Here is a 20,255-nt window from a genome sequence, read left to right on the forward strand (position 1 = left end):
GTTACGCCACCTCCTCGATCTTGCGTCCAATCTCGGAAGGCTTGAAAAGCTCGCCATTCACGAGGTTCAAAGGCTGGACGTCGCTCCGCCCGCGGAACAGCCGCTCCACCTCCAGGACCATCTGCCCGCAGTTCAGCTCGGGAACGATGATCGTCTTCGCCCCCAACGCCATCCGGGCCAGCTCCTGATCGGGGAAGGGCCACAGGGTGATGGGACGGAAGAACCCCGCGGGAATCCCTTTTTTGCGCGCATCACGAACGGCACGCAGGGCGGACCGGCCGACGCTGCCATAGGCCACGACCACAATGCTCGCCCCGTCCATGAACTCCGATTCGTACTCGACGATCTCGTTCCTGGCCCGCTCGACCTTGCTCATCAGGCGCAGCATCTTTTTCTCGATCTCGGGCGGATTGTTCGTCGGAAAGCCCCAGTCGTTGGTGGTGAGGCCGGTGACGTGCCAGGTGTACCCGTCCCCAAAGGATGCCATGGCGGGCACCCCCGTTACGGGATTGGGCTCGTAGGGCGTGAATTTTTCGGGTGCGACCGAAGGACGCGGCCGGTTCTCCAGCTTGACGGCCGAGGCATCCTTCTTGACGATCTTCTCCCGCATGTGTCCCACGACCTCGTCGCTGAGGATCAGTACGGGCTGACGGAAACGCTCCGCCATGTTGAAGGCCTTGATCGCGAGATCGTAGCACTCCTGCACCGAGGAGGGCGAATAGCAGATCGTCGCGTGGTCGCCGTGGGTACCCCACCGCGCCTGCATGACGTCCTGCTGGGCCGTCTTCGTCGGCGTTCCGGTCGAAGGTCCTCCGCGCATGACGTCCACGACCACGATGGGAACCTCCGCGATGTAGGCAAGCCCCAAATTCTCCTGCTTCAGAGAAAATCCGGGCCCGGAGGTCGCCGTCAAAGCCTTGGCCCCGGCGATGGATGCCCCGATGATCGAGGCGATCCCGGCAATCTCGTCCTCCATCTGGATGAAATGCCCGCCCCGTTTGGGAAGCTCCTCCGCCATCACCTCGGCGATCTCCGTGGAAGGAGTGATGGGATAGCCCCCGAAGAAGTTGCACCCTGCCATGAGGGCGCCGTGCGCCAAAGCGGTGTTGCCCTGCCAGAAATCGACCTCAGGCATCTGCCTCTCCCCCCTTCTCCGTGATCGTTATCGCAAGATCCGGACAGATGTTCTCACACTGACGACAACCGATACAGTCGCTCTCCCGCGCTGGGGTCGATTTCAGACGATCGCTCAACTCCAGAACGGATTTGGGACAAACACCGATACACAGGGAGCACCCCTTGCACCACGCGTTGTTCACCCCCACCTTGAACTGCTTCTTTTCAGCCAACGGCAACACACCCCCTTGAGATTTGCAAAAGACGAGACAAGAAATTCCGAGGACCGCCAGACGATCGGCACGATCCTCGGAAGGTACTGCACTCGAGCGAAAAGTCTGCGGGTTCGGCTTCCATCCCCTCAAAACGCCCGCTTGTCATCGGACTGAAGCGAACGTTTGACGAACAAATCCCTCTCCTCGCACAGGTCCACAAGTTGTTTTTCCAGCAGCCTTTTTCCGAACCGGTCGAGGTGAAGGGCAACCTTGGGGCGCACGAGATCCTTGCTGTAGGCCCCCACCACCGTCCCAACGCTCCCGTCCGAGAGCTCCACCAGGGAGCCCGCAGGATAGATCCCCACGGACATAAGCAACACCCTCATGACGTCGGGATCAAAATGTGCGGACATCGCTCCGGTCATCACGGACAGGGCCTCTCGGCTCGGCATGGGGTCCTTGTAGACCCTCTTGGCGGTCAGGGCATCGAACACATCCGCGACCGCGGCGATCCTCGCCTCGATCGAAATCGTGTTCTTGTCCTGGTTGTCCGGGTAACCCCCGCCGTTGAAACGCTCGTGATGTCCCCGAATCACCTCGAGGGCACGACGGTCCGAAATGCCGTTCCTCACCGCCAGCTCGACGCCGAGCTCCGGATGCCTCTTCATGATGGCGAACTCCCCGTCCGTCAGCCTGCCCGGTTTGTTCAGGATGTCCAGAGGAACCCGGGCCTTTCCCAGGTCGTGCAGGATGCCTCCGATGGCCATGAACTCGGCCAGTTCGGTGCGTCCCGGGAACATCCGCTCCGCCAGGAAGCTGGACAGCAGCGCGACATTGAGGGAGTGAACGCTCGTATATTCATCCCAACTCCGCACCTGCCCCAGGCAGAACATCAACTGAGGCGCTCCCGATATCCTTCGTGCGAGAGTCCGCCCCTGCTCCGCCAGGCTGTGAATATCCTCGGTGCTGCAGTCGCCCTCCTTGATTCGCCCGAAGACGTCCTCCACCTGGGAGACCGTTTGGCGCGCCAGCTCGGGATCGAGCGGCAGAATTGCGGGGTCGGTCTCCCTCAAAAAGGCCTCCAGCTGCTCCATGCCGGGCTCTCCGGGCAACACGACGGGAACCGCAACGATATTCGCTCGCTGCAGCTTCGCCTGGACCTTGTCGATGGAGGCCTCGAGGGAGGACAGGCGAGTGCCTCGCGGAATGAGAATTCCCCCGGACTCGCCTATGATGTCGTCGGCCACCTCCCCCACGCCGGAACAAAAATTTGGCAGCTCCTCCAGAGGGACCTCCCGCCGGATCTTCGTCTCGGCGTTATGGGTTCCGTCCATCTTCTAGACCTCCGCCGAGCGGCGAAAGAGGATGCTCTCTCCGAGCATTGAACTAATTGCGTCCCCTATCGTAGATCTGGAACTTGATCCCTCTTCTGTAATCCTCTCCAAGGTCTCCTCCCGTCTCCACTTCGGGGAATTCTCCGCGCCTCAGGAAGCGCTGCGTCATCAGGAAGGAACGCCCAAGGTCGTTCAAGGACAGCCTCAGCTGGAAACGGGCGATCTCCCCCGCCTCGACGGTCCAGGGAAACAACGATCCGCCCCGGTCGTCCGACGCCGCCCCCCTTTCACGATAAAAGGCCCGATCGACCTCGATGTGCGCCCAGGGGAAAAGGGAGGGAAGCCGAAAGACGTGAGGCATGTCGGCATGGGTCTGGAACGGCCACTCGAAAACGGCGTCCCGCTCTCCCCCCTCCTTTAAGACGCAAACCCGAAGGCTTCCCTGTGCCGAGGGCCGATTGATCCACTCGTCCATCTCCAAAAGGACACCGCACCCTCCCTCGATCAGCTCCATCCAAGGCCTGTCCAGTGCGAGCCGTGCCAGGTAGGGGCTGTAGCAGGGAAGCTCGGCAATCGCACCGACGGCATCCGGACCGTAGACCTGATCGTGAGGGACAAGAAGCTCCCAGCTCTCCGCCGACACCTCGATCGTCTCCGGGGAGACGACCTCCCACAGGATGCGGTCGTTCCGGCGCTCGTGGACCATCACGAGCACCGGAAGGGAATGCTGAAGCCAATAGGCGACATGGGCCATCTCACCGCGGCATACGTACCCCCGGGCCGTGCGTTCGAGCTCGCCCTCCTCGTCGGAGCGAATCTGAAGGCCAACGACCTTGCCCATTTTGGGGTAGGCTTCGACAACCTCCAAATGGGCGTTCAGGCCCGTATCCCCACCGCGCTGCCCCCGGAAGATCAGTCCCGGAAGCCGTGCGGAGATCCGGCTTGCCGCATAGACGCCGATGCGCTCGGCCATATCGTTCAAGAGTCTCCACCTCACCTGATAAGGACTCGTTCCTACAATCTTAAGTATTTTACCTCATTCCCCGGAGAAAAACGGCCCCGCTCGAATAAAAAAATGCCCTTTCCCCCAATCGCGCCGCGCGCCAAGCGTCCGGCCGTGGTAGACTTGAAAAATGGAAAACAGCGCTTTCCCGCGGGGTTCGGAGGCAAGACGATCCCGTACGAGTTCGCCGACGCCCGGACCGTTCCGCACTCGTTCGCCCGGGGTCGAGCAAAATTCGGATGAAAGACGAGGGACTCGGCCGTGAACGGTGAATTTCGCTCGACGTCAAACAGGGACCAGGGAGGCCTTCCCTTAAGCCAAGCGCTCCGACTGACGCCCCGGGCTCGGATGTGGTTTGCCGACGCGGCCCTGCTGGTGTGTGCCTTCTTGTGGGGACTGGGCTTTGTCGCCATGAAATCGGGGCTCTCCGCCTACTCCACCTGGTGGCTGCTTCTCCTGCGTTTCGGCGGCGGAACGCTCCTGATGCTGATCTTTTTCGCACGGCGCATCAAGAGAGCCTGCGGCAAAGATTTGTGCGGCGGGGCCGTCATCGGCCTGCTTCTGTTCATGGGCATGGGGCTCCAAACCCTGGGGCTGAATTACACCACCGCAGGCAAACAGGCCTTTTTGACCGCGGGTTACGTGGTCCTCGTTCCCCTGCTCCTGTGGGCGATACGTCGGGTCTTCCCCGGAATCATCACCCTGGCGTGTTCCCTCGTATGCTTTGCGGGAATGGCGCTGCTGACATCGGATCTCGCCGGGCCGATAAACATCGGAGACATCCTGACCGTCATCTCGACCTTCTTCTTCGCGGGACAGATCATCGCCATAGGATACTACGCGGCCGGAGGGGACCCCATCGTACTGACCTTCGTCCAATTTCTGGTCACGGCAACGCTCTCCGGATCGATGGGACTCGTCTCCGGGGACCCCTTCGTGTGGCAGGGCACCAGGGGGCTTCTCTCGGTCGTGTTCGCGACCTTCTTTGGAACCTTCGCCTGCTTCCTCATCCAGAACTGCGCCCAAAAATTCACCCTGCCGAGCCATGCCGCCCTTCTGCTGGGACTCGAATCCGTGTTCGGCCTTCTCGGCGGCATCCTTCTGCTCGGCGAGGTTTTTACATTCCGGATGGCGGTCGGCTGTGCGCTGATCTTCTCCTCCGTCCTTCTCGTCGAGCTGGCTCCCCTCCTCCGCGCGCCCCATGGAGGTTCCTCGATCCCTGCCTCTCCGCCCCGGGAAGAAGATTTTTGACGCAGTCCATCCTGCCGGCCCTTTTCAAGGCCTCCAGAACCCGCTCGCGGTGCCGGGGCATTCGATGCTGGAGCAGGGCGCGCTGATCGCGCCGCTCCCCCTCGGTCCTGGGGACGAAGATTTTCTCCCGAGTAAAGGGATCGATCCCGGTATAGTACATGCAGGTCGCCAGGCTCCCCGGCGTGGGGATGAAGTCCTGGACCTGCTCGGGACAAAAATCCAGCTCCGCGGCGAACTCCGCAAGCTCCACGGACTCCTTCAAGCCGGAGCCGGGATGCGACGTCATAAAGTACGGCACGAGGTACTGCCGCTTGCCCAGGCGCTCGTTGACGGCCGCGTAGAGGGCCATGAACTTTCGGTACTGTCCGATGTCCCCCTTCCTCATGCGCTTCAGCACCGCAGGGGAAGCGTGTTCGGGCGCCACCTTGAGCTGTCCGCTGACGTGGTGCGCGCACAGTTCCTCCAGGAACGCGCGCCCCCCCTGAACGTCCAGCAGAAGGTAGTCGTAGCGCAGGCCCGAACGAACGAACACCTTTTTCACCCCGGGAACCGCCCTGCACTTTCTCAAGAGCTCGAGGTAATCCGCATGGCTGGTGTCCAGGTTCCTGCAGGGCGTCGGGAACAGACATTCCCTCCCCTTGCAGGCCCCTCGATCGACCTGGCAGGAGCAGGAGGGATGCCGGAAATTCGCCGTCGGGCCCCCCACGTCGTGAATATACCCCTTGAACCCCGGCAGGGTTGTCAGGATTCGAACCTCCCGAAGAATCGACTCGTGGCTGCGGGCTTGAATGATCCGTCCCTGATGGGCATGGATGGCGCAGAAGGCGCAGCTTCCGAAACAGCCCCGATGGCTGGTTACGCTGAACTTGACCTCGGAGAGGGCGGGGACGCCGCCCGCGGCATCGTACATCGGGTGCCAGGCTCTGGCATAGGGAAGGTCGTAGACGCGGTCCATCTCCCCTTCCGAGAGGGGGGAGGCGGGGGGAAGCTGGACCACGGCCTTTTTTTCATGGCGCTGTACGAGGGCCTTGCCCCAGATCGGGTCCTGTTCCAGAGAGGCAAGCCGGTAGGCCTCGGCAAAGCGGCGCTTGTCCTCCGCAACCTCCATCCAGGACGGCAACTCGAGAAACGTCTCCGGCAGTTCGTCCGCCCCCGCGGCATAACAAGTGCCCCTCACGCTGCGGACCGCGCCGATCGGAACCCCCGCGGCCAAAGCGCCGGCAATCTCCAGAATCGGCCGCTCCCCCATTCCATAGACCAGAAGGTCGGCCTGACTGTCGACCAGGATGGAGCGCCTCAGGGCATCCGACCAGTAGTCGTAGTGAGCGAAGCGTCGCAAACTGGCCTCGATCCCGCCGATAATCAAAGGAATATCCCCCCAAAGGCGGCGCACACATTGACAGTAGACCAGGGTCGCACGGTCGGGGCGCAACCCCCTGCGCCCTCCGGGAGAATAGGCGTCCGTGCCGCGCACCTTCTTCGCTGCGGTCAGCTTGCCGAGCATGGAATCCAGATTTCCGGCTCCCACGAGGACTCCGAGGCGGGGACGTCCCATGACGAGAAAATCGTCGTCCCGGCGCCAGTCCGGCTGTGCAGCGATGCCGACCCTGTAGCCCTCGCGTTCGAGAAGACGACAGATCAGTGCGGCCGCAAAAGAAGGATGGTCGACGTAGGCATCGCCGCTGACGAACAGAAAGTCCAGGGCATCCCATCCACGGGCATCCATATCCCCGCGGGTCACGGGCAAAAAAGCCGTGCGTCCCGTAAGGGACGGCCTCCCGCCCCGTCCTCCCCAGCTCGACCGAGACACGCTCCCTCCTCCTCTCGAATCCATGAAAGTCCTCCCGCAGATTATGCACAGACAAAAGAAGGCTCGGGCGTTTGACCCCAAGCCTTCTTTTACAGTCCATGGTCGGGGCGAGAGGATTTGAACCTCCGACCTCTTGGTCCCGAACCAAGCGCGCTAACCAGGCTGCGCTACGCCCCGAAAAAATCTTCGCTTCCAGCGGCCGGCACCGCCTCGCAAAGACGAAGGGAATTCTAACACTTTCCCATTATCTCGTCAAACAGAATCTCGTTTTCCTCAAACGCCCTCAGGAACTTGCGACTCGGGGCCGGAAGGGTGAGGCCGGACAAATTTTGAAAGGGAACGAGCCTCCAGGTCTCCGGATCCGCGATATGGGGCGCCGACCCCATGCGACAGACCACAACCCAGGCCCTCACTCGATGCGTCGTGAAGGAAAAATCCACCCGCCCCGCCTCCCGACAGGAGTCGGGGAAGAGGCCCCATGGGCGTCCCCAATCCCGGCAGTCGGCCTCGAAGTCCTCGGACTCGCGCTCGAACCACGGCAGTTCCCACATCGATGCCCAAAGCCCCCGGTCCGGACGCCGACGCAGCAGACACCCTCTATCCGCAAGGCATACGACCCCCCATGCCTCGATTCGACGCACGTCGGAACGAAGCCGGGGCAAAGGACGGCTGAGGGGATCGGAACGCTCTGCGGCCCTGCAATACGGACGCCAGGGGCATTTTGGACACTCCGCACTTCGGGGCAGACAGACCGTCGCCCCCAGGTCCATCAACCCCTGGTTCAGCTCCCTGGCACGACCTTCCGGAAGCATGCGCCCAACGACCTGAGTCACCCGCCGTCTGAGCGCAGCGCTCCCCGCGGGAAGCGCGATGTCCTCGAAGCGCGCGATCACCCGTTCGGCATTGCCGTCCACCGCAGGAACGGAGAGGTTGTAGGCCACGCTAGCCACGGCCCCGGCGGTGTACTCCCCTATCCCCGGATAGGAACGAAGCCTCTCCGCGGACGGGGGCGGCAGGGTAAGTCCCTCCGCCGCCATCGCTCTGGCGGACCTCAGCAGATTGCGGCAACGGGAATAATACCCAAGCCCCTCCCAGAGCTTCAGGACATCCGACTCGTCGGCGCGAGCCAGGGAGACGAGGTCCGGATAGGCCGCCATCCACCGCTCGAAGTATGGCAGCACCGTCCCCACCTGCGTCTGTTGCAACATGAATTCCGACACCAGCACCTTATAGGGATCGTAGCCCTCACGCCAGGGCAAGGCCCGCGCGTTGCGGGCGAACCAGTCCGCCAGGAGACGGCCGCAGAGCGCCTCCCGCTCCGTCGGTGAAAAACGGTTCATGCTCACCTTCTCGGCGCTCTCAGGCGCCCCCACAGGCAGGTTCCGGGTTCGGCCCCCGCACCGAACGACCCTCCCGCCGCCCCCATCCAGTGCAAGGGGCGGTCTTCCGATCGCGATGCGAACCTCCCGATCCGCCGTCGACGCCGCGCACAGGGGCCGCCCAAGCCCCCTCGAGCGGACAGGGCGCAATCGGCAATGCGGACCTATGCGGCCTTCGCAACATGGGACACCCTCTCCTTTCCGATACAAAATGGGACGGAAGCCGGCAACCATCCGGGCATCACGATGGCAATACGACCGGGCTCCACCGCCGGCGCACCGTGTATTATAATAAAAGAAGCTGGCGGAAGAGCGTAACGCGTCCAGACTCTGAGATAAAAAATGGGAGGACTGTTCAATGAAGCGCATTCTTTTGTTCGCTCTGGTTATGAGCCTGTTCTGTGCTCCGGCGTCGCTTGCGGCCGAGACGAAACCCGTCGTCGGACTCGTCATGAAGTCGCTGGCCAACGAGTTTTTCAAAACCATGGAGGAGGGAGCGGTCAAATATGCTCAGGAGGACGGCTCCTTTACGCTCATTCCTGTGGGAATGAACTCCGAGACGGATATCGACACCCAGATCAGCGCCATGGAGAACTTCATCACCCAGAAGGTCGACTTCATCGTTCTGGCGCCCGCGGATTCCGTCGGCCTGGTCCCCTCGGTCAAGAAGGCCGTCGACGCGGGAATTCCCGTGGTCAACTTCGACGTCACCCTCGACAAGAAGGCCCTCGTGGATAACGGACTTCCCGAGAACTTCCTGTTCGTCGGCCCGGACAATACCCTGGGCTCCGAGCTTGTGGGCAAGTACATGGCCGAGAAGCTGGGCAAGGGCGCGAAGGTGATCATCATCGAGGGGAACCCCGGTGCGGATAATGCAAAACAGCGCAAAGCCGGTTTCATGAAGGTCGTGGACGAGTATCAGCTCGATCTGCTGGCGTCGACGACGGCCCACTGGGAGACCGAGGAGGCCAACACCGTCATGACCAATCTGTTGACCAAACACCCCGACGTGCAGGGCGTGATGTGCGCCAACGATTCCATGGCCCTGGGCGTCGTCAAGGCCATCGAGGCGGCGGGCAAGCTCGACAAGATCGCCGTCGTCGGGTTCGACAACATCGAGGCCTGTCAGAACCTGATTCTGGAGGGCAAGATGCTGGCAACGGTCGACCAGTTCGGCCCCGACATGGCCGCCAATGCAATCAAGGTCGGATTCCGCATCAAGAAAGGCGAGAAACTCGAGGGATGGGAGAAGACTCCGGTGGAGGTCGTCTCCAAGGAGACGCTTGAGGCCAAGAAATAGCTCGACTCCATAAGAGGGGGGCTCCAAGCCCCCCTCCTCAAAAAAAGCGGTGAAGGCTCGCGAGAGGTCATGAGGGGGGGAGATGATGCTTTGGAGCGTTCCGCGGAGCAACACATTCTGAGCATTCGAGGCATCGGCAAGACGTTTCCCGGAGTTCGGGCGCTTTCCTCCGTCAAGCTGAATATCGGAAGGGGTTCCATTCATGCGCTCCTGGGCGAGAACGGGGCCGGCAAATCCACGCTGGTCCGCATCGTGACCGGCGGATATCTTCCGGATGAAGGAACCATGTCCTTCGATGGTCGCCCCTACTCCCCACGCACACCTCATGACGCCATTGCGGCCGGCATCCGCGTGGTGCACCAAGAGCTGAACCTGCTGCCGTATCTTTCCGTCGCCGAGAACATCTTTCTCGATTCCCTGCCCCGCCGGGGTCCTTTTCTGGATATCCGGCGTCTTCACGAAAGCGCGCTGGCGCTCCTGAAACGAGTGGGCTTGGATGTGGATCCGGCATCCCAGGTGGAACGGCTTGGGGTGGCGCAGATGCAGCTGGTCGAAATTGCGCGTGCACTCTCGCAGAGTTGCAAGCTCCTGATTCTGGACGAACCCACCGCCAGCCTTTCCGCAAAAGATGCGGAACGCCTCTTCCAAATATTGAGGGACTTGCAGAAAGACGGCCTCTCCGTCATCTACATCTCCCATCACCTCTCGGAGATCTTCAAAATCGCCGACACCCTTTCCGTCCTGCGGAACGGTTCCATGGTGCTGACCCGCCCCGTAGCCGAAATGGACCTGCCGCAGATCGTCTCCGCCATGGTCGGGCGCCAGATGGACTCCGAATACCCATTTTTGGAGGGCTCCCCCGTGACGGAGCAGCCCATTCTCGAGGTCCGTGGCCTGCGCTTTCGGGGAAATCCGCACAGTCTGTCCTTCGTGTTGAAAAAGGGCGAAATTCTGGGCATCTCCGGGCTCGTCGGTTCCCTCAGGACCGAGGCCATGAGGGCCCTTTTCGGCGCGGACCCCAAGGAGGCGGGGGAAATCCTGCTGGATGGCACCGAGGTCCGCATTTCGAGTCCATCGGATGCGGTGCGCTCCGGAATCTGCCTGCTCACCGAGGACCGAAAGGAACAGGGCCTGGTGCTCGATCTGCCCGTCGTCCAAAACGTGTCTCTGGCAAGTCTCCAGAAGGTCAGCCACAGCGGCATCCTCGACTTCGGGGAGGAGCGGCACCGCGCCGAGGAGTTCTGCGAGAGTCTGTCGATCCGCACGCCCTCGGTGGATCAGCTCGTCCGAAATCTTTCCGGCGGCAACCAGCAGAAGGTGGTCCTCGCCAAATGGCTTTTGAGGGACGCTCGGGTGTTGATCTTCGACGAGCCGACCCGCGGAATCGACGTCGGGGCAAAATACGAGATCTACCTGCTTCTCTGGAGGCTGCTGGCCGAAGGGAAGGGAATTCTGGTCGTCTCTTCGGACCTCAGCGAACTCATGGGAATTTGTCACCGCATTCTGGTATTTTCCGACGGGGAAATTGTGGCCGAGGTCCCCCGAAAGGCTTTCGATCAGGAAAAAATTCTCTCCTTTGCCTATAAAAACTATCTCCGCTGAAAACAATGGGGACAAGGGAGGTTGAGCCTCCAAGGGCTTATTTCCCTCTCCTGGGAAATGTCGCTTTGTTCCCTCTCGAGGTGAGATTCATGAAAAGCAAAAAACTGCTCAAGCTTCTGCTCAACGAGGCGGGAATCGGCGTCATATTCCTGGTCCTGTGCGCTTCGTTCGCCCTGTTCGTGCCGAACTTCGCCTCCATGAACAACATCTCCAACATATTCACCCAAATCAGCATCAACACGGTGATCTCGACAGGCATGACGTTCGTCATCCTCCTGGGCGGGATCGACCTCTCCGTCGGGTCCGTGCTGGCTCTTTGCACGATTTTGGCGGGGAAGGTCCTGACGGCGGCCAGCCTGCCCCTTCCCATCGCCATAGCCGGGGCCATAGCCGTGAGCATCCTCTGCGGAATGCTCTGCGGCCTGTTCAACGGTTTCGTCTCGGAAAAATGGAGGGTCCACTCCTTTGTCGTGACCCTCGGAATGCTCAACGTCGCCCGCGGTGCCGCACTCCAGATCAGCGGCTCCCGGACCATCTTTTCGTTTCCCAAGGCCTTCAACGATTTTGGCACCCTCTCGGCCGCCGGAGTTCCTGCAATCTTCATTCTGGCGGTCCTGGGCGTGGTTCTCGGTCATCTGGCACTGAGACGGACGGTTTTCGGCCGCATGATCTATGCCATCGGCAACAACGAGGAGGCCGTAAGGCTCTGCGGGCACAATACGCGCGTCTACAAGATATGGGCCTTTATCCTTTGCGGGGGCATGGTCGGCATCGCCGCCATCATGTACATGCTTCGCCTGAACATAGCCAGCCCGATTCTGGGGGCGGGCTTCGAGCTCTCCGCCATCGCCGCGGTCGTCATCGGCGGGACCAGCATGAGCGGCGGCAAGGGATCCCTCATCGGAACCCTGATCGGAGCCGCGATCATCGGCGTCTTGAACAACGGCTTGCTGCTCCTGGGCATGAAGGACTTTTCACGTCAAATCGTCACGGGGCTCATCATTGTGGGAGCCGTCGTTTTGGACACCTACCGCGTGCGGCTTTCGCGGATGCTCTCCTGAGGCCACCGGATGAAAAGGATCTTTCAGTAAAAGTTTTCAAGGGAAAGCTTGCGAAAAAAAATCCTTGGGGACGGAATTCCAATTCTGCGTTTTTAGGGTATAGTAAATATTGAGGTCGGTTGCTTTCTGTGTGGACGACGGGTATGAAAATCCGGGACGAGGGGATGCGGAATGAACATGAAGGTCTTGGTAGGACTTGTTGCCCTGTTGTCTGCAATAGCGCTTTGCACGGTTCTGAACCTGGCCAGCGGGGTGTTCATTCCGCTGGTCGTCGCGTGGTTCATCCTGCAGGTCTTCCGTCCGGTCATTCGGCTGGGTTGGAAACTTCATCTGCCTCCGGCCCTGAACATCACACTGGTATTCGCCATTTTTTTTGGCCTCTGCATCCTTGGAATCTACTTTTGCGCCTCTCAGGCCGTCGAGTTCAACCGGGCCTACAACCTGTACTATTCAAAGCTCAACACGATGTTCCACTCGGTTTTGAAGGCTTTGAGCATCCCCCCCTCGACGATCTCCGATTTCAACTGGCTCGACCTTCTGGGGCGCTATGTGCGCAACATTTCGGAATTGATCCTCACCTTTTCCAGCAAATTTGTCCTTACGCTTGTCTTTCTGATGTTCATGCTCCTGGAGGCCCCCTACGTCAACGAAAAAATCGACAAATCCTTTTCCGGGCCCAATGCCTTCAGGATTAAGAACATCCTGGACACCGTTTCCCAGCAAATAAGCCGCTATCTGGGCACGTTGACGCTCATTAGTCTGGCCACGGGCTTCTGCGCCTGGCTCCTGCTTGCCGCCATGGGAGTCGAACTGGCTGCCGGCTGGGGCGTACTGACCTTTCTGCTGAACTTCATCCCCACCGTGGGCTCCATCATCGCCACCATCCCCCCCGTACTTATGGCAGCACTCCAGTTCTCGCCCAGCTTATTCAAACCTCTTGCGGTCTTTTTTTCCCTGACGGCCATTCAGATCACCATAGGCAACGTGATCACCCCCAAGGTGGTGGGGGACCGGCTGGGCCTGAGCCCGATCGTCATCCTTCTCTCCCTTCTGCTCTGGGGAACGATCTGGGGAATCCCCGGCGCCCTCCTGTCCGTCCCCATCGCTTCGATCATCAAGATCGTATGCGAGAACATCCAGTCTTTACGCCCCATCGCAGTCCTGATGGGCAGCGGCAAGGACGCCCTGATGGCCGCTCCCCCCGTCGTCAGGAGGAAAACGAAAACACACGTTCAGACCAATGTCCCGAACACCTCCGAGGATTTCGAGTAGGTGGCTTTCGTTCAAAAAACCTCGGCTTTTCTGATCCGTCTCACGGGCCCGCGGCGTAATGGAAGAGGCGCCTCACCACCCACCCTCCAGGCTCTCTCGGGCACCTTACGCCCGCTCCCGGCAGAGCCTGCGCGAAGGCATCCGTTGTCTTCGCGCTCCAAAAACCCAACCGCGGTCTCGTTTTTTCTAGGCCCTTCCCTCCACAACGCCCGGACCTCCCCATAGGCGATTCTCAAAAGCCCCATCCACAACAGGAAAACGATGCATTGCTGAAAAAAATAAGCGTCCCCCAAGCCCGACAGAATCCTTTCCAACATAGGCGCGTCCTCCTTCTGTTCCGCATCCGCTCGAACTTATGCTCTTCGTGATCTTCACGATTGATTATACTACGTAATACGTAGTATAATCAATACGCAAAAGGTATTTAAGGCATAAAAACGTCGTTGAAAGCCCCTCCAAACACCTCTCGTCCTCGCCTGTCCGAGCAGGGGAGAGGAGGAAGGGGCTTAACAGAATGCCTTTCTTGGAGTAGGATAAGCTAGGCCGGCAGACACGAGAGGAGGAAGCCCCGTGAAGAAGGATGCCTCGACCATTGGGGAGCGGATCAAAGCCTGCAGGGAAAGGATCGGGATGAAACGCCCGGAGCTCGCCCGCCGCTTGGGGGTTGCTCCCAACACCCTATACCGCTACGAAATCGGGAGCATAGGGATCAAGGACTCCATCAAGGAGAGGATCGCTCACGTCCTGGGCGTCACTGTGGGCTACCTCGTGGAGGGCCGGGCTCGGGAGAGCGAGACTGCGTATCAGGAACCGGAACCGATCGTTCCGCCGCAGATCTACCTTCCGATCCTGGATCAGGAGGCCTGCGCGGGCAGCGGTTTCAATTGGACGGATGTCGAATCGGGGGTGAAGGAGTGGATGCCTTGGCCAACACTCGAAACGGGAGGGCCCGTCGGGCCTGAAAAACCCTACTTCGTACGAGTGGAGGGGGAGAGCATGATCGGCGCCAATATCGACGACGGCTGCCTGATTCTGGTCAATCCCAACATCGAGGTCAAGAGTGGGGACATCGCCTACATCCGCTGGAATGAGCGATGCTCCGTCAAGGGCATCATATTCTATCGGGATGGACGTGTGGAGCTTCGCCCGGCCAACAAGGACTTTCGCTCCATATGGGTGGAGAAGGACGAGATCGAATCTCTGGAGGTCCTGGGCAAAGTGGTCCGCTGGCTCAACATGGGCGTTCCCAAAAGCATCTTTTAATCTTCCGCGTCCCCTCCCTCCGGGATACAGGGCCGGCGCTCGAACCTTTCGGAACGCCCTTGCCGCCGCCCCCAAAATTTTGTCCTGGCCATGGCGGCTTGCGGAGCGGCAAAAAATGGAAAAGGACGTATTTCTGTCGTCCTTTCCCCCGTCGGTCTGGAGTATAATGCTGTTCTAAACCGATGAACGACGACGAGGCGAAGGAGGGAAGGGGGTGCTTTCAGGCTTTTTCACCGTCCTGGGCGGACTTGCCCTTTTTCTCTTCGGAGTCGAGACCTGCCGGGAAAGCTTTCAGGTAGTGGGAGGATGGCTTCATCGGATGCTCTTCCGACTGGCGAGAGGACGTTTCATGCCCTTCGTCTTCGGAGTTTTTTTGACGCTGTTCTCCCAGAACAGCACGATTGCCACGTCTTTGGCGATCGGTTTCGTCGATATCGGCACCATGCAGCTGACCGAGGCCATCCTGGCCATGAGCGGAGCCAGTCTGGGAGGGGGACTGGTCATCCTCCTGATCAGCCTCAATGTCGTCAGGTTCGGTCCCCTTCTGCTTTTCGCAAGCCTGCTTATGATCCGTCTTTCACGCAAGCCCGAGATTCGCAATTACGGGCGCATCCTTCAGGGCATCGGGCTCATCTTCCTGGGAATGCTCGCCATCCAGGCCGGAGTCGTTCCCATCGTGGAAAACCCCGATGTCCGCAGCCTTATCCTTTGGAGCAGCCGCAACTCTTTCCTGATCGGCCTCGTGTCCTTTCTGCTCACCTCCCTGATCCAGAACAACACCGCGGTCGTCGCCATCGCCATATCCGTCGCCGGCACCGGCCTGATCTCCCCGACCGCGGGCATGGCCATCGTTCTGGGCGCCCACATAGGCTCGACCACCATCATCCTCATCTCGGGCCTGAGCGGCAAACTCAACGCCCGTCGTCTGGGTCTGGCGACGGTGGTCTACAAGATCCTGGGAGCCCTCGTCATGGCCTGTGCAATTCCGTTTATGCCAACCCTGTTTCGACGGATGGGTTTGTCGGTCAGTTCCTCCCTGGTCTTTTTCCAGATTCTGCTGGCCTTCGTCAACGCCCTCGTCGTCACGCCCTTCGCACCGATTCTCCGCCGGATATGCGAACATGTTTTTCCCTCCGCGCGCAGTCCTGCCGAGCCCGCCTATCTCAACCCCGAACTGCAGAACGTCCCGGCCATAGCCCTGACGCTTCTTTCGCGCGAGCTGGTGCGGCTCTCCAATTTTCTCGAGGCCTATTTCCAGATCCTCTTCTCCTTTCCCTCGGAGCGCAAGCGGCTCCCCAAACTTCAGGAGGATATATGGAGCCTGTTTCGAGAGTGCCGGACCTACTTCTCGGCCATTCCGATTCCCCAGGGAGCTCTGGCCCTGAGGCGGAAGCACTTCAACCTTTCGATCACGCTTTCCTCCTTCGAGACCATGGCCTCCGGCATCCATTTCGAGCTTTCCCAGCTCTGGATGCCCAACTTCATGGAAAACGGCGCCCTGGACGGGTTGATCCTCAGTTTTTTAACCCTTCTGCGCCATTCCTTCCGCTTCTTCGTCCTTGGAGACGAGGCCATTGCCCGATCCGCAAGAAGCCACATCGAGAACTTTCGTATCTGTGAGGACAGCCTGGGCTACGCATTATTGCTGGATCTGGACAGGCAATACGGGGAAAACGGGCGGGAGCTGATGATGATTCTGGCCGTCCTGGGGCGCACCGTGTATGCGGCCGAACATATGCTGAAGAACCTGGAGCACAACGAGTCCAAGTTCTCCCTATACCGTGCAATGGAGTGATGGGATGAAAATGCAGAACGTCTTTGGGCGATTTTGGGGAAGGCCTCTCGCCTCCTCGAGACCTAAACCCCTGATCGGCGAGGAAAAAGCTCTCGACGAAATCCTGATGGCTCAGGACAAGGCGCGCATAACCCGAGAGGTTCTCGAGATGGGGCGGATGACGCATGAAATGCTGGCGCGAAGCCTGTACGTCTTCGAAAGCAACGACGACAAGGACGCCCGTTCCGTCATCGAACAGGACAACGAGGTCGATCGCCAGGAGATGGAGATCGACTGGGAATGCCTCTCGACCATGGCCATACGCCAGCCGATCCATGACGACCTGCGCTTCCTGTTCGCCGTCATCAAACTGACGACGGACCTCGAGCGCGTCGCCGACGAGAGCACGAACCTCGCTCGCCACCTGCTGCTCCACCGCTCCATCATCCGGGAATCGGACGACCTCGAGGAGATCCGCTCCATGAAGGACTCGCTTCTCGAACAACTGAAGGATGTCCTGAAGGCTTTCGAAAAACAGGACCTCTCCCTCGCACGACAGGTCTTTGCCAGAGACAGGTCCATCGATGAGCGCTACAACAAACTCTACGAATCCTTTCTGGATAACATCTCAGTCAAGGACAACGACAGGATCCGCCGTCAAGCCTATATCCTGGCTCTGGCCCGACACCTCGAACGAGCGGGCGACCACATCGCCAACGTCGCTGAGTACATTTGCTTTATGATCACGGGAGAACGCATCGCCTCGGAATCGGACCCCAACAAGGACCTGAATTCCTCGGAGTGATCTTTTCCCGCTCTTGGGGGTCATTCGGCGGGCTCCCCGTCCTCTTGCTCCTCCCCGTCGAAGAGGCCCAACATATCCGAGATGTCGAAGGATTCATCCTGCTTCGCCTTGATGGCCTCGACCTCCAGATCGAGCTTCTGCCTGGCCTCCAGAACGTTCCTCGCCTGCTCCAAACGTCGAAAGGCGACCTCCGGATACCCGCGGTTGTAAAGCTCGAGCGCGGCGTTCGTAATGAAGGCCCCCAAGAAGGACTCCAGCTTGCGGGCAAGGATCTCCTCCTCGTCCCCCGCATATTTCCGGGTGAATTTTTCCACGTCCCATTCGAGCGTCTCCCTGCTGATCGACGCAAGCTCGTCCAGGACCTTGTCGAACTCGCTCTTCTGCGACGTCGAATCCACATAGCGTTGGTTCGAGTTCGTATCGTACTGCAGGACGAAGGCCGACTCCCCTCCCTCCGAGATGGTCTCCTCGGACAGCGCCGAGGAGGGAGTCCGAACTTCAACCTCGTCCTTCGGTTCCTGAACCTCCGACTTCTTTGAGCTCTTTTTGACCGCTATTGCGTCCACCCCCATAGCATCGGCCATCCGCCCAGCGGACGGCCGTCAGAAATTCGTTTGCTCTACTCGCCCTCTCCCTCCAGGGCCAAAGCCATAACCGCACTCAGCCTTTTGACGAAAACGGACGGATCGGAGACCGTTCCCCCCTCCAGGATCAGCGCCTGATCATACAGGACACCCAGGAAGTTTTCGACCCTCTCGTCCTCCTCCTCAGCCATCTTCAGAAGGCGGAGGACAAGAGGATGCCCGGCGTTCAGCTCCAGAATACGCTTTTGGGACGGTACCTCCCCTCCCATCGCACGCATGAGCTGTTCCATCTGGAGGGACATGCCGTTTCGGGAATCCACCAGGCAGGCCGGAGAGGAGGTCATCCGAAGCGAGAGACGCACGTCCTCCAGAGAATCCCCAAAGATCTTCAGCGTTTGTTCCCTGAGGGGGGCAAAGTCCGACTCGAGCGCCTTGAGGCGGGCTTCCTCCTCCCTGCGCTCGTCCTCACTTGAAGGATGAACGGAATCGCTTGCCACATTCAGAAGCTTGAGGGATTCGAACTCGGGCCCTTCCGCAAGGACCACCTCGTCCACCGGATCCGTCAACAACAGGACCTCGTATCCCTTCTCCACAAGACGCTCCAGCTTGGGGGACGCCTTGAGCGCCGCCAGGTCCCGGCCTGCCAGGCAGAAAATCCCCTCTTGATCCGACTTCATGCGTTCCCTATAGCCTGCGAGGGTCGTCCAGCCCTCCTGGGCGGTCGAGCGGAACAACGCCAGCTCCAGGATCGTCGCCGAGTGTTCCCGGTCCCGGACGAGCCCCTCCTTCAGCACCCTGCCGAAGGTGCTCCAGAACTTCTCGTAGGCCTCCCTCTCGGACTCCAGCATCCTCCGAAGGGAGGCAAAAACCTTGCGCTGCGTGCTGCGGCGGATGACCCGGATGATCGGGTTGTCCTGCAGAATCTCCCGGGAGATGTTCAGCGGGAGGTCCTCGGAATCCACGACGCCCCTCACGAATCGCATATACTCGGGAATGAGGTCGTGGCAGTCGTTCATAATGAAGACTCGCTTGATGTAGAGGCTGATCCCCCCGGCCTTCGGGTCCATGAAGAGGTCGAAGGGAGCCTCGGAGGGAACAAAGAGCAACCCCTTGAAGCTGACGGTTCCCTCCGCGTTCAGGACGATGCGGGTCAGGGGGGCCTTCCAGTCGTGCGTCAGATGGCGATAGAACTCGTGGTACTCCTCCTCCGAAACCTCGCCCTCCGCACGGCACCAAATCGCCTTCCGGGAGTTGATGACCTCGTCCTGAAAAGACTCCTTGCCGTCCTTCCATTGGGAGGTATTCAGAAGGATTGGCCAGGCGATGAAATCCGAATACCGCTTGACGATATCGCGGATCGTCCACTCCTCGGTGTAGTCCTTCTCGTCCTCGCCGACCGGACGCAGGTAAAGGGTGACCGTCGTACCGCATTCCGGCCGTTCGGCATCGGACAGGGAATACCCCCCCTGGCCGTCGGACTCGAAGCGGAAGGCCTCGTTCGTCCCCAGCTTACGGGAGACGAGTGTCACCCGGTCGGCGACCATGAAGACCGAGTAGAACCCCACCCCAAACTGTCCGATCAGCTGCTCCCCTGCGTTCTCGTCCCCGTTTGCAGCCAGGAACTCACGGGTTCCCGACTTGGCGATGGTGCCGAGATATCGCACAATCTCCTCGCGCGTCATGCCTATTCCGTTGTCCGAGACCGTCAGAGTGCGAGCTTCCCTGTCACGGACGATACGAATCTCCGGATCGAAGCCCGCCAGCTCGCTGTCGAACAGGGCCTCGATCCGACGCTTATCCAGCGCGTCAGAGGCGTTGGAAATCAGCTCGCGCAAAAAAATGTCCCGGTTGGAATACACCGAGTGTATCATCAACCTCAGAAGCTCAGCAGCCTCCGATTGAAATTGGAATTTTTCCTCCGCCATAAGGCCAGATCTCCCTTCCTGCGGCTCTCGCGGGTGCCTCCGCGGAGCGCACGGCTTGCGACAAAAACCATACAAAGCCTCCCGGCACGGCTCTGATTATAGCCTCTCCCGGCGTCCAAATACAAGCAAGATGCCGAAATCCCAATCGCTGGCCCGACGAACGTGCCGTCCCCAAACCGGCTCTCCCGTCCCGGCGAAAGAGGCCCCGAAAAATCCCATGCTGTTATAATTTCTGTGGATCGCCGTGCGCTTCGGGCATCGGCGTGGAACACTTCCCGTTTCATCCGCGCCCGTCGGCAGTGAAACGGTGTTGTGCCGGCCGTACCGGTCGAATTTGGGAGGCCCCTCATGTCCAAACGCAACCCCCAAGATACGCCCCGCTGTCTCGTCATCTCCGCCTTGGCCATCGCGCTGCTGACGCTTCTGGTCCGAGGCCTTCTGCTCCCTTGGAGCGAGGAGGGGGTCTTGTTCGCGCTCTACGGTGCGGGGGTCGGATTTTCGCTCGCCGTCCTCTGCAACCTGGGGCTGATCTGGCTGATGCGGCGTCGAAAACCCTGATGG

General features: G+C 60.1%; 16 protein-coding genes, 1 tRNA gene and 1 pseudogene. 9 read left to right on the top strand and 9 right to left on the bottom strand.

All coding sequences use genetic code 11. The annotated features are described in order from the left end of the window. Position 1 precedes the first annotated feature (1 nt). The 4 genes from EII26_RS01385 to EII26_RS01400 all read right to left on the bottom strand — a co-directional run bounded on the left by EII26_RS01385 (position 2) and on the right by EII26_RS01400 (position 3,638). A complete protein-coding gene (locus tag EII26_RS01385) occupies positions 2-1,135 on the bottom strand; it encodes a 2-oxoacid:acceptor oxidoreductase subunit alpha (RefSeq protein ID WP_124887339.1) in 1,134 nt (377 codons plus the stop codon). Beyond that, entirely contained in the window at positions 1,128-1,358 is a 231-nt protein-coding gene (locus tag EII26_RS01390; protein WP_124887340.1) for a 4Fe-4S dicluster domain-containing protein, read from the bottom strand. The genes EII26_RS01385 and EII26_RS01390 overlap by 8 nt, the downstream gene beginning before the upstream one ends. 119 nt (positions 1,359-1,477) lie before the next feature. Next, entirely contained in the window at positions 1,478-2,665 is a 1,188-nt protein-coding gene (locus EII26_RS01395; RefSeq protein ID WP_124887341.1) for an HD-GYP domain-containing protein, read from the bottom strand. A gap of 52 nt (positions 2,666-2,717) precedes the next feature. Then, positions 2,718-3,638 carry a DUF4365 domain-containing protein gene (locus tag EII26_RS01400; protein ID WP_233572536.1) on the bottom strand — a complete coding sequence of 307 codons (921 nt, stop codon included), beginning with the start codon at positions 3,636-3,638 and terminating at the stop codon, positions 2,718-2,720. Between the two features lie 378 nt (positions 3,639-4,016). Here EII26_RS01400 and EII26_RS01405 point away from each other — a divergent pair. Next, positions 4,017-4,781: pseudogene (locus tag EII26_RS01405) on the top strand (DMT family transporter); the annotation flags it as partial. A gap of 4 nt (positions 4,782-4,785) precedes the next feature. Here EII26_RS01405 and EII26_RS13340 read toward each other — a convergent pair. The 3 genes from EII26_RS13340 to EII26_RS01420 form a co-directional block, all read right to left on the bottom strand. Next, positions 4,786-6,729, bottom strand: a complete 1,944-nt coding sequence (locus EII26_RS13340) for a YgiQ family radical SAM protein (protein ID WP_233572533.1) — start codon at positions 6,727-6,729, stop codon at positions 4,786-4,788. 99 nt (positions 6,730-6,828) lie between these two features. Further along, positions 6,829-6,906, bottom strand: a tRNA-Pro gene (locus tag EII26_RS01415). Between the two features lie 53 nt (positions 6,907-6,959). Then, positions 6,960-8,069 (bottom strand): A/G-specific adenine glycosylase, encoded by a 1,110-nt coding sequence (locus tag EII26_RS01420; protein WP_158612086.1) that lies wholly within the window; start codon positions 8,067-8,069, stop codon positions 6,960-6,962. Between the two features lie 397 nt (positions 8,070-8,466). Between EII26_RS01420 and EII26_RS01425 the strand changes: the two genes are divergently transcribed. From EII26_RS01425 to phoU, 7 genes are all read left to right on the top strand, one after another. Continuing rightward, positions 8,467-9,408 (top strand): sugar ABC transporter substrate-binding protein, encoded by a 942-nt coding sequence (locus tag EII26_RS01425; RefSeq protein ID WP_124887346.1) that lies wholly within the window; start codon positions 8,467-8,469, stop codon positions 9,406-9,408. Between the two features lie 69 nt (positions 9,409-9,477). Next, a complete protein-coding gene (locus EII26_RS01430) occupies positions 9,478-11,010 on the top strand; it encodes a sugar ABC transporter ATP-binding protein (protein WP_124887347.1) in 1,533 nt (510 codons plus the stop codon). Between the two features lie 89 nt (positions 11,011-11,099). Next, a complete protein-coding gene (locus tag EII26_RS01435; protein WP_124887348.1) occupies positions 11,100-12,071 on the top strand; it encodes an ABC transporter permease in 972 nt (323 codons plus the stop codon). A gap of 177 nt (positions 12,072-12,248) precedes the next feature. Continuing rightward, the gene (locus EII26_RS01440; RefSeq protein WP_158612087.1) at positions 12,249-13,343 is read left to right on the top strand and encodes an AI-2E family transporter; all 1,095 of its coding nucleotides are present in this window, start codon (positions 12,249-12,251) and stop codon (positions 13,341-13,343) included. A 570-nt stretch (positions 13,344-13,913) separates the two neighbouring features. Further along, positions 13,914-14,606 (top strand): LexA family protein, encoded by a 693-nt coding sequence (locus EII26_RS01445; protein WP_124887350.1) that lies wholly within the window; start codon positions 13,914-13,916, stop codon positions 14,604-14,606. A gap of 214 nt (positions 14,607-14,820) precedes the next feature. Continuing rightward, positions 14,821-16,401 (top strand): Na/Pi cotransporter family protein, encoded by a 1,581-nt coding sequence (locus EII26_RS01450; protein ID WP_124887351.1) that lies wholly within the window; start codon positions 14,821-14,823, stop codon positions 16,399-16,401. Between the two features lie 106 nt (positions 16,402-16,507). Beyond that, positions 16,508-17,185 (top strand): phosphate signaling complex protein PhoU, encoded by a 678-nt coding sequence (phoU, locus tag EII26_RS01455; RefSeq protein WP_158612088.1) that lies wholly within the window; start codon positions 16,508-16,510, stop codon positions 17,183-17,185. A gap of 20 nt (positions 17,186-17,205) precedes the next feature. Here phoU and EII26_RS01460 read toward each other — a convergent pair whose 3' ends face one another. Beyond that, positions 17,206-17,769: a hypothetical protein gene (locus tag EII26_RS01460; protein WP_124887353.1), complete on the bottom strand. Its 564-nt coding sequence runs from the start codon at positions 17,767-17,769 to the stop codon at positions 17,206-17,208. A 35-nt stretch (positions 17,770-17,804) separates the two neighbouring features. Then, complete coding sequence (htpG, locus tag EII26_RS01465; RefSeq protein ID WP_124887354.1) at positions 17,805-19,694, bottom strand: molecular chaperone HtpG; 1,890 nt, start codon at positions 19,692-19,694, stop codon at positions 17,805-17,807. A gap of 348 nt (positions 19,695-20,042) precedes the next feature. On the opposite strand from htpG, the gene EII26_RS01470 reads away from it, so the two are divergent. Continuing rightward, on the top strand, positions 20,043-20,252 hold the full coding sequence (locus tag EII26_RS01470) for a hypothetical protein (protein ID WP_124887355.1): 210 nt from the start codon (positions 20,043-20,045) through the stop codon (positions 20,250-20,252). The last annotated feature ends 3 nt before the right edge of the window (positions 20,253-20,255 follow it).

Origin of the sequence: Fretibacterium sp. OH1220_COT-178, assembly GCF_003860125.1 — a bacterium.
In the GTDB taxonomy this organism is placed as follows: Bacteria; Synergistota; Synergistia; order Synergistales; family Aminobacteriaceae; genus CAJPSE01.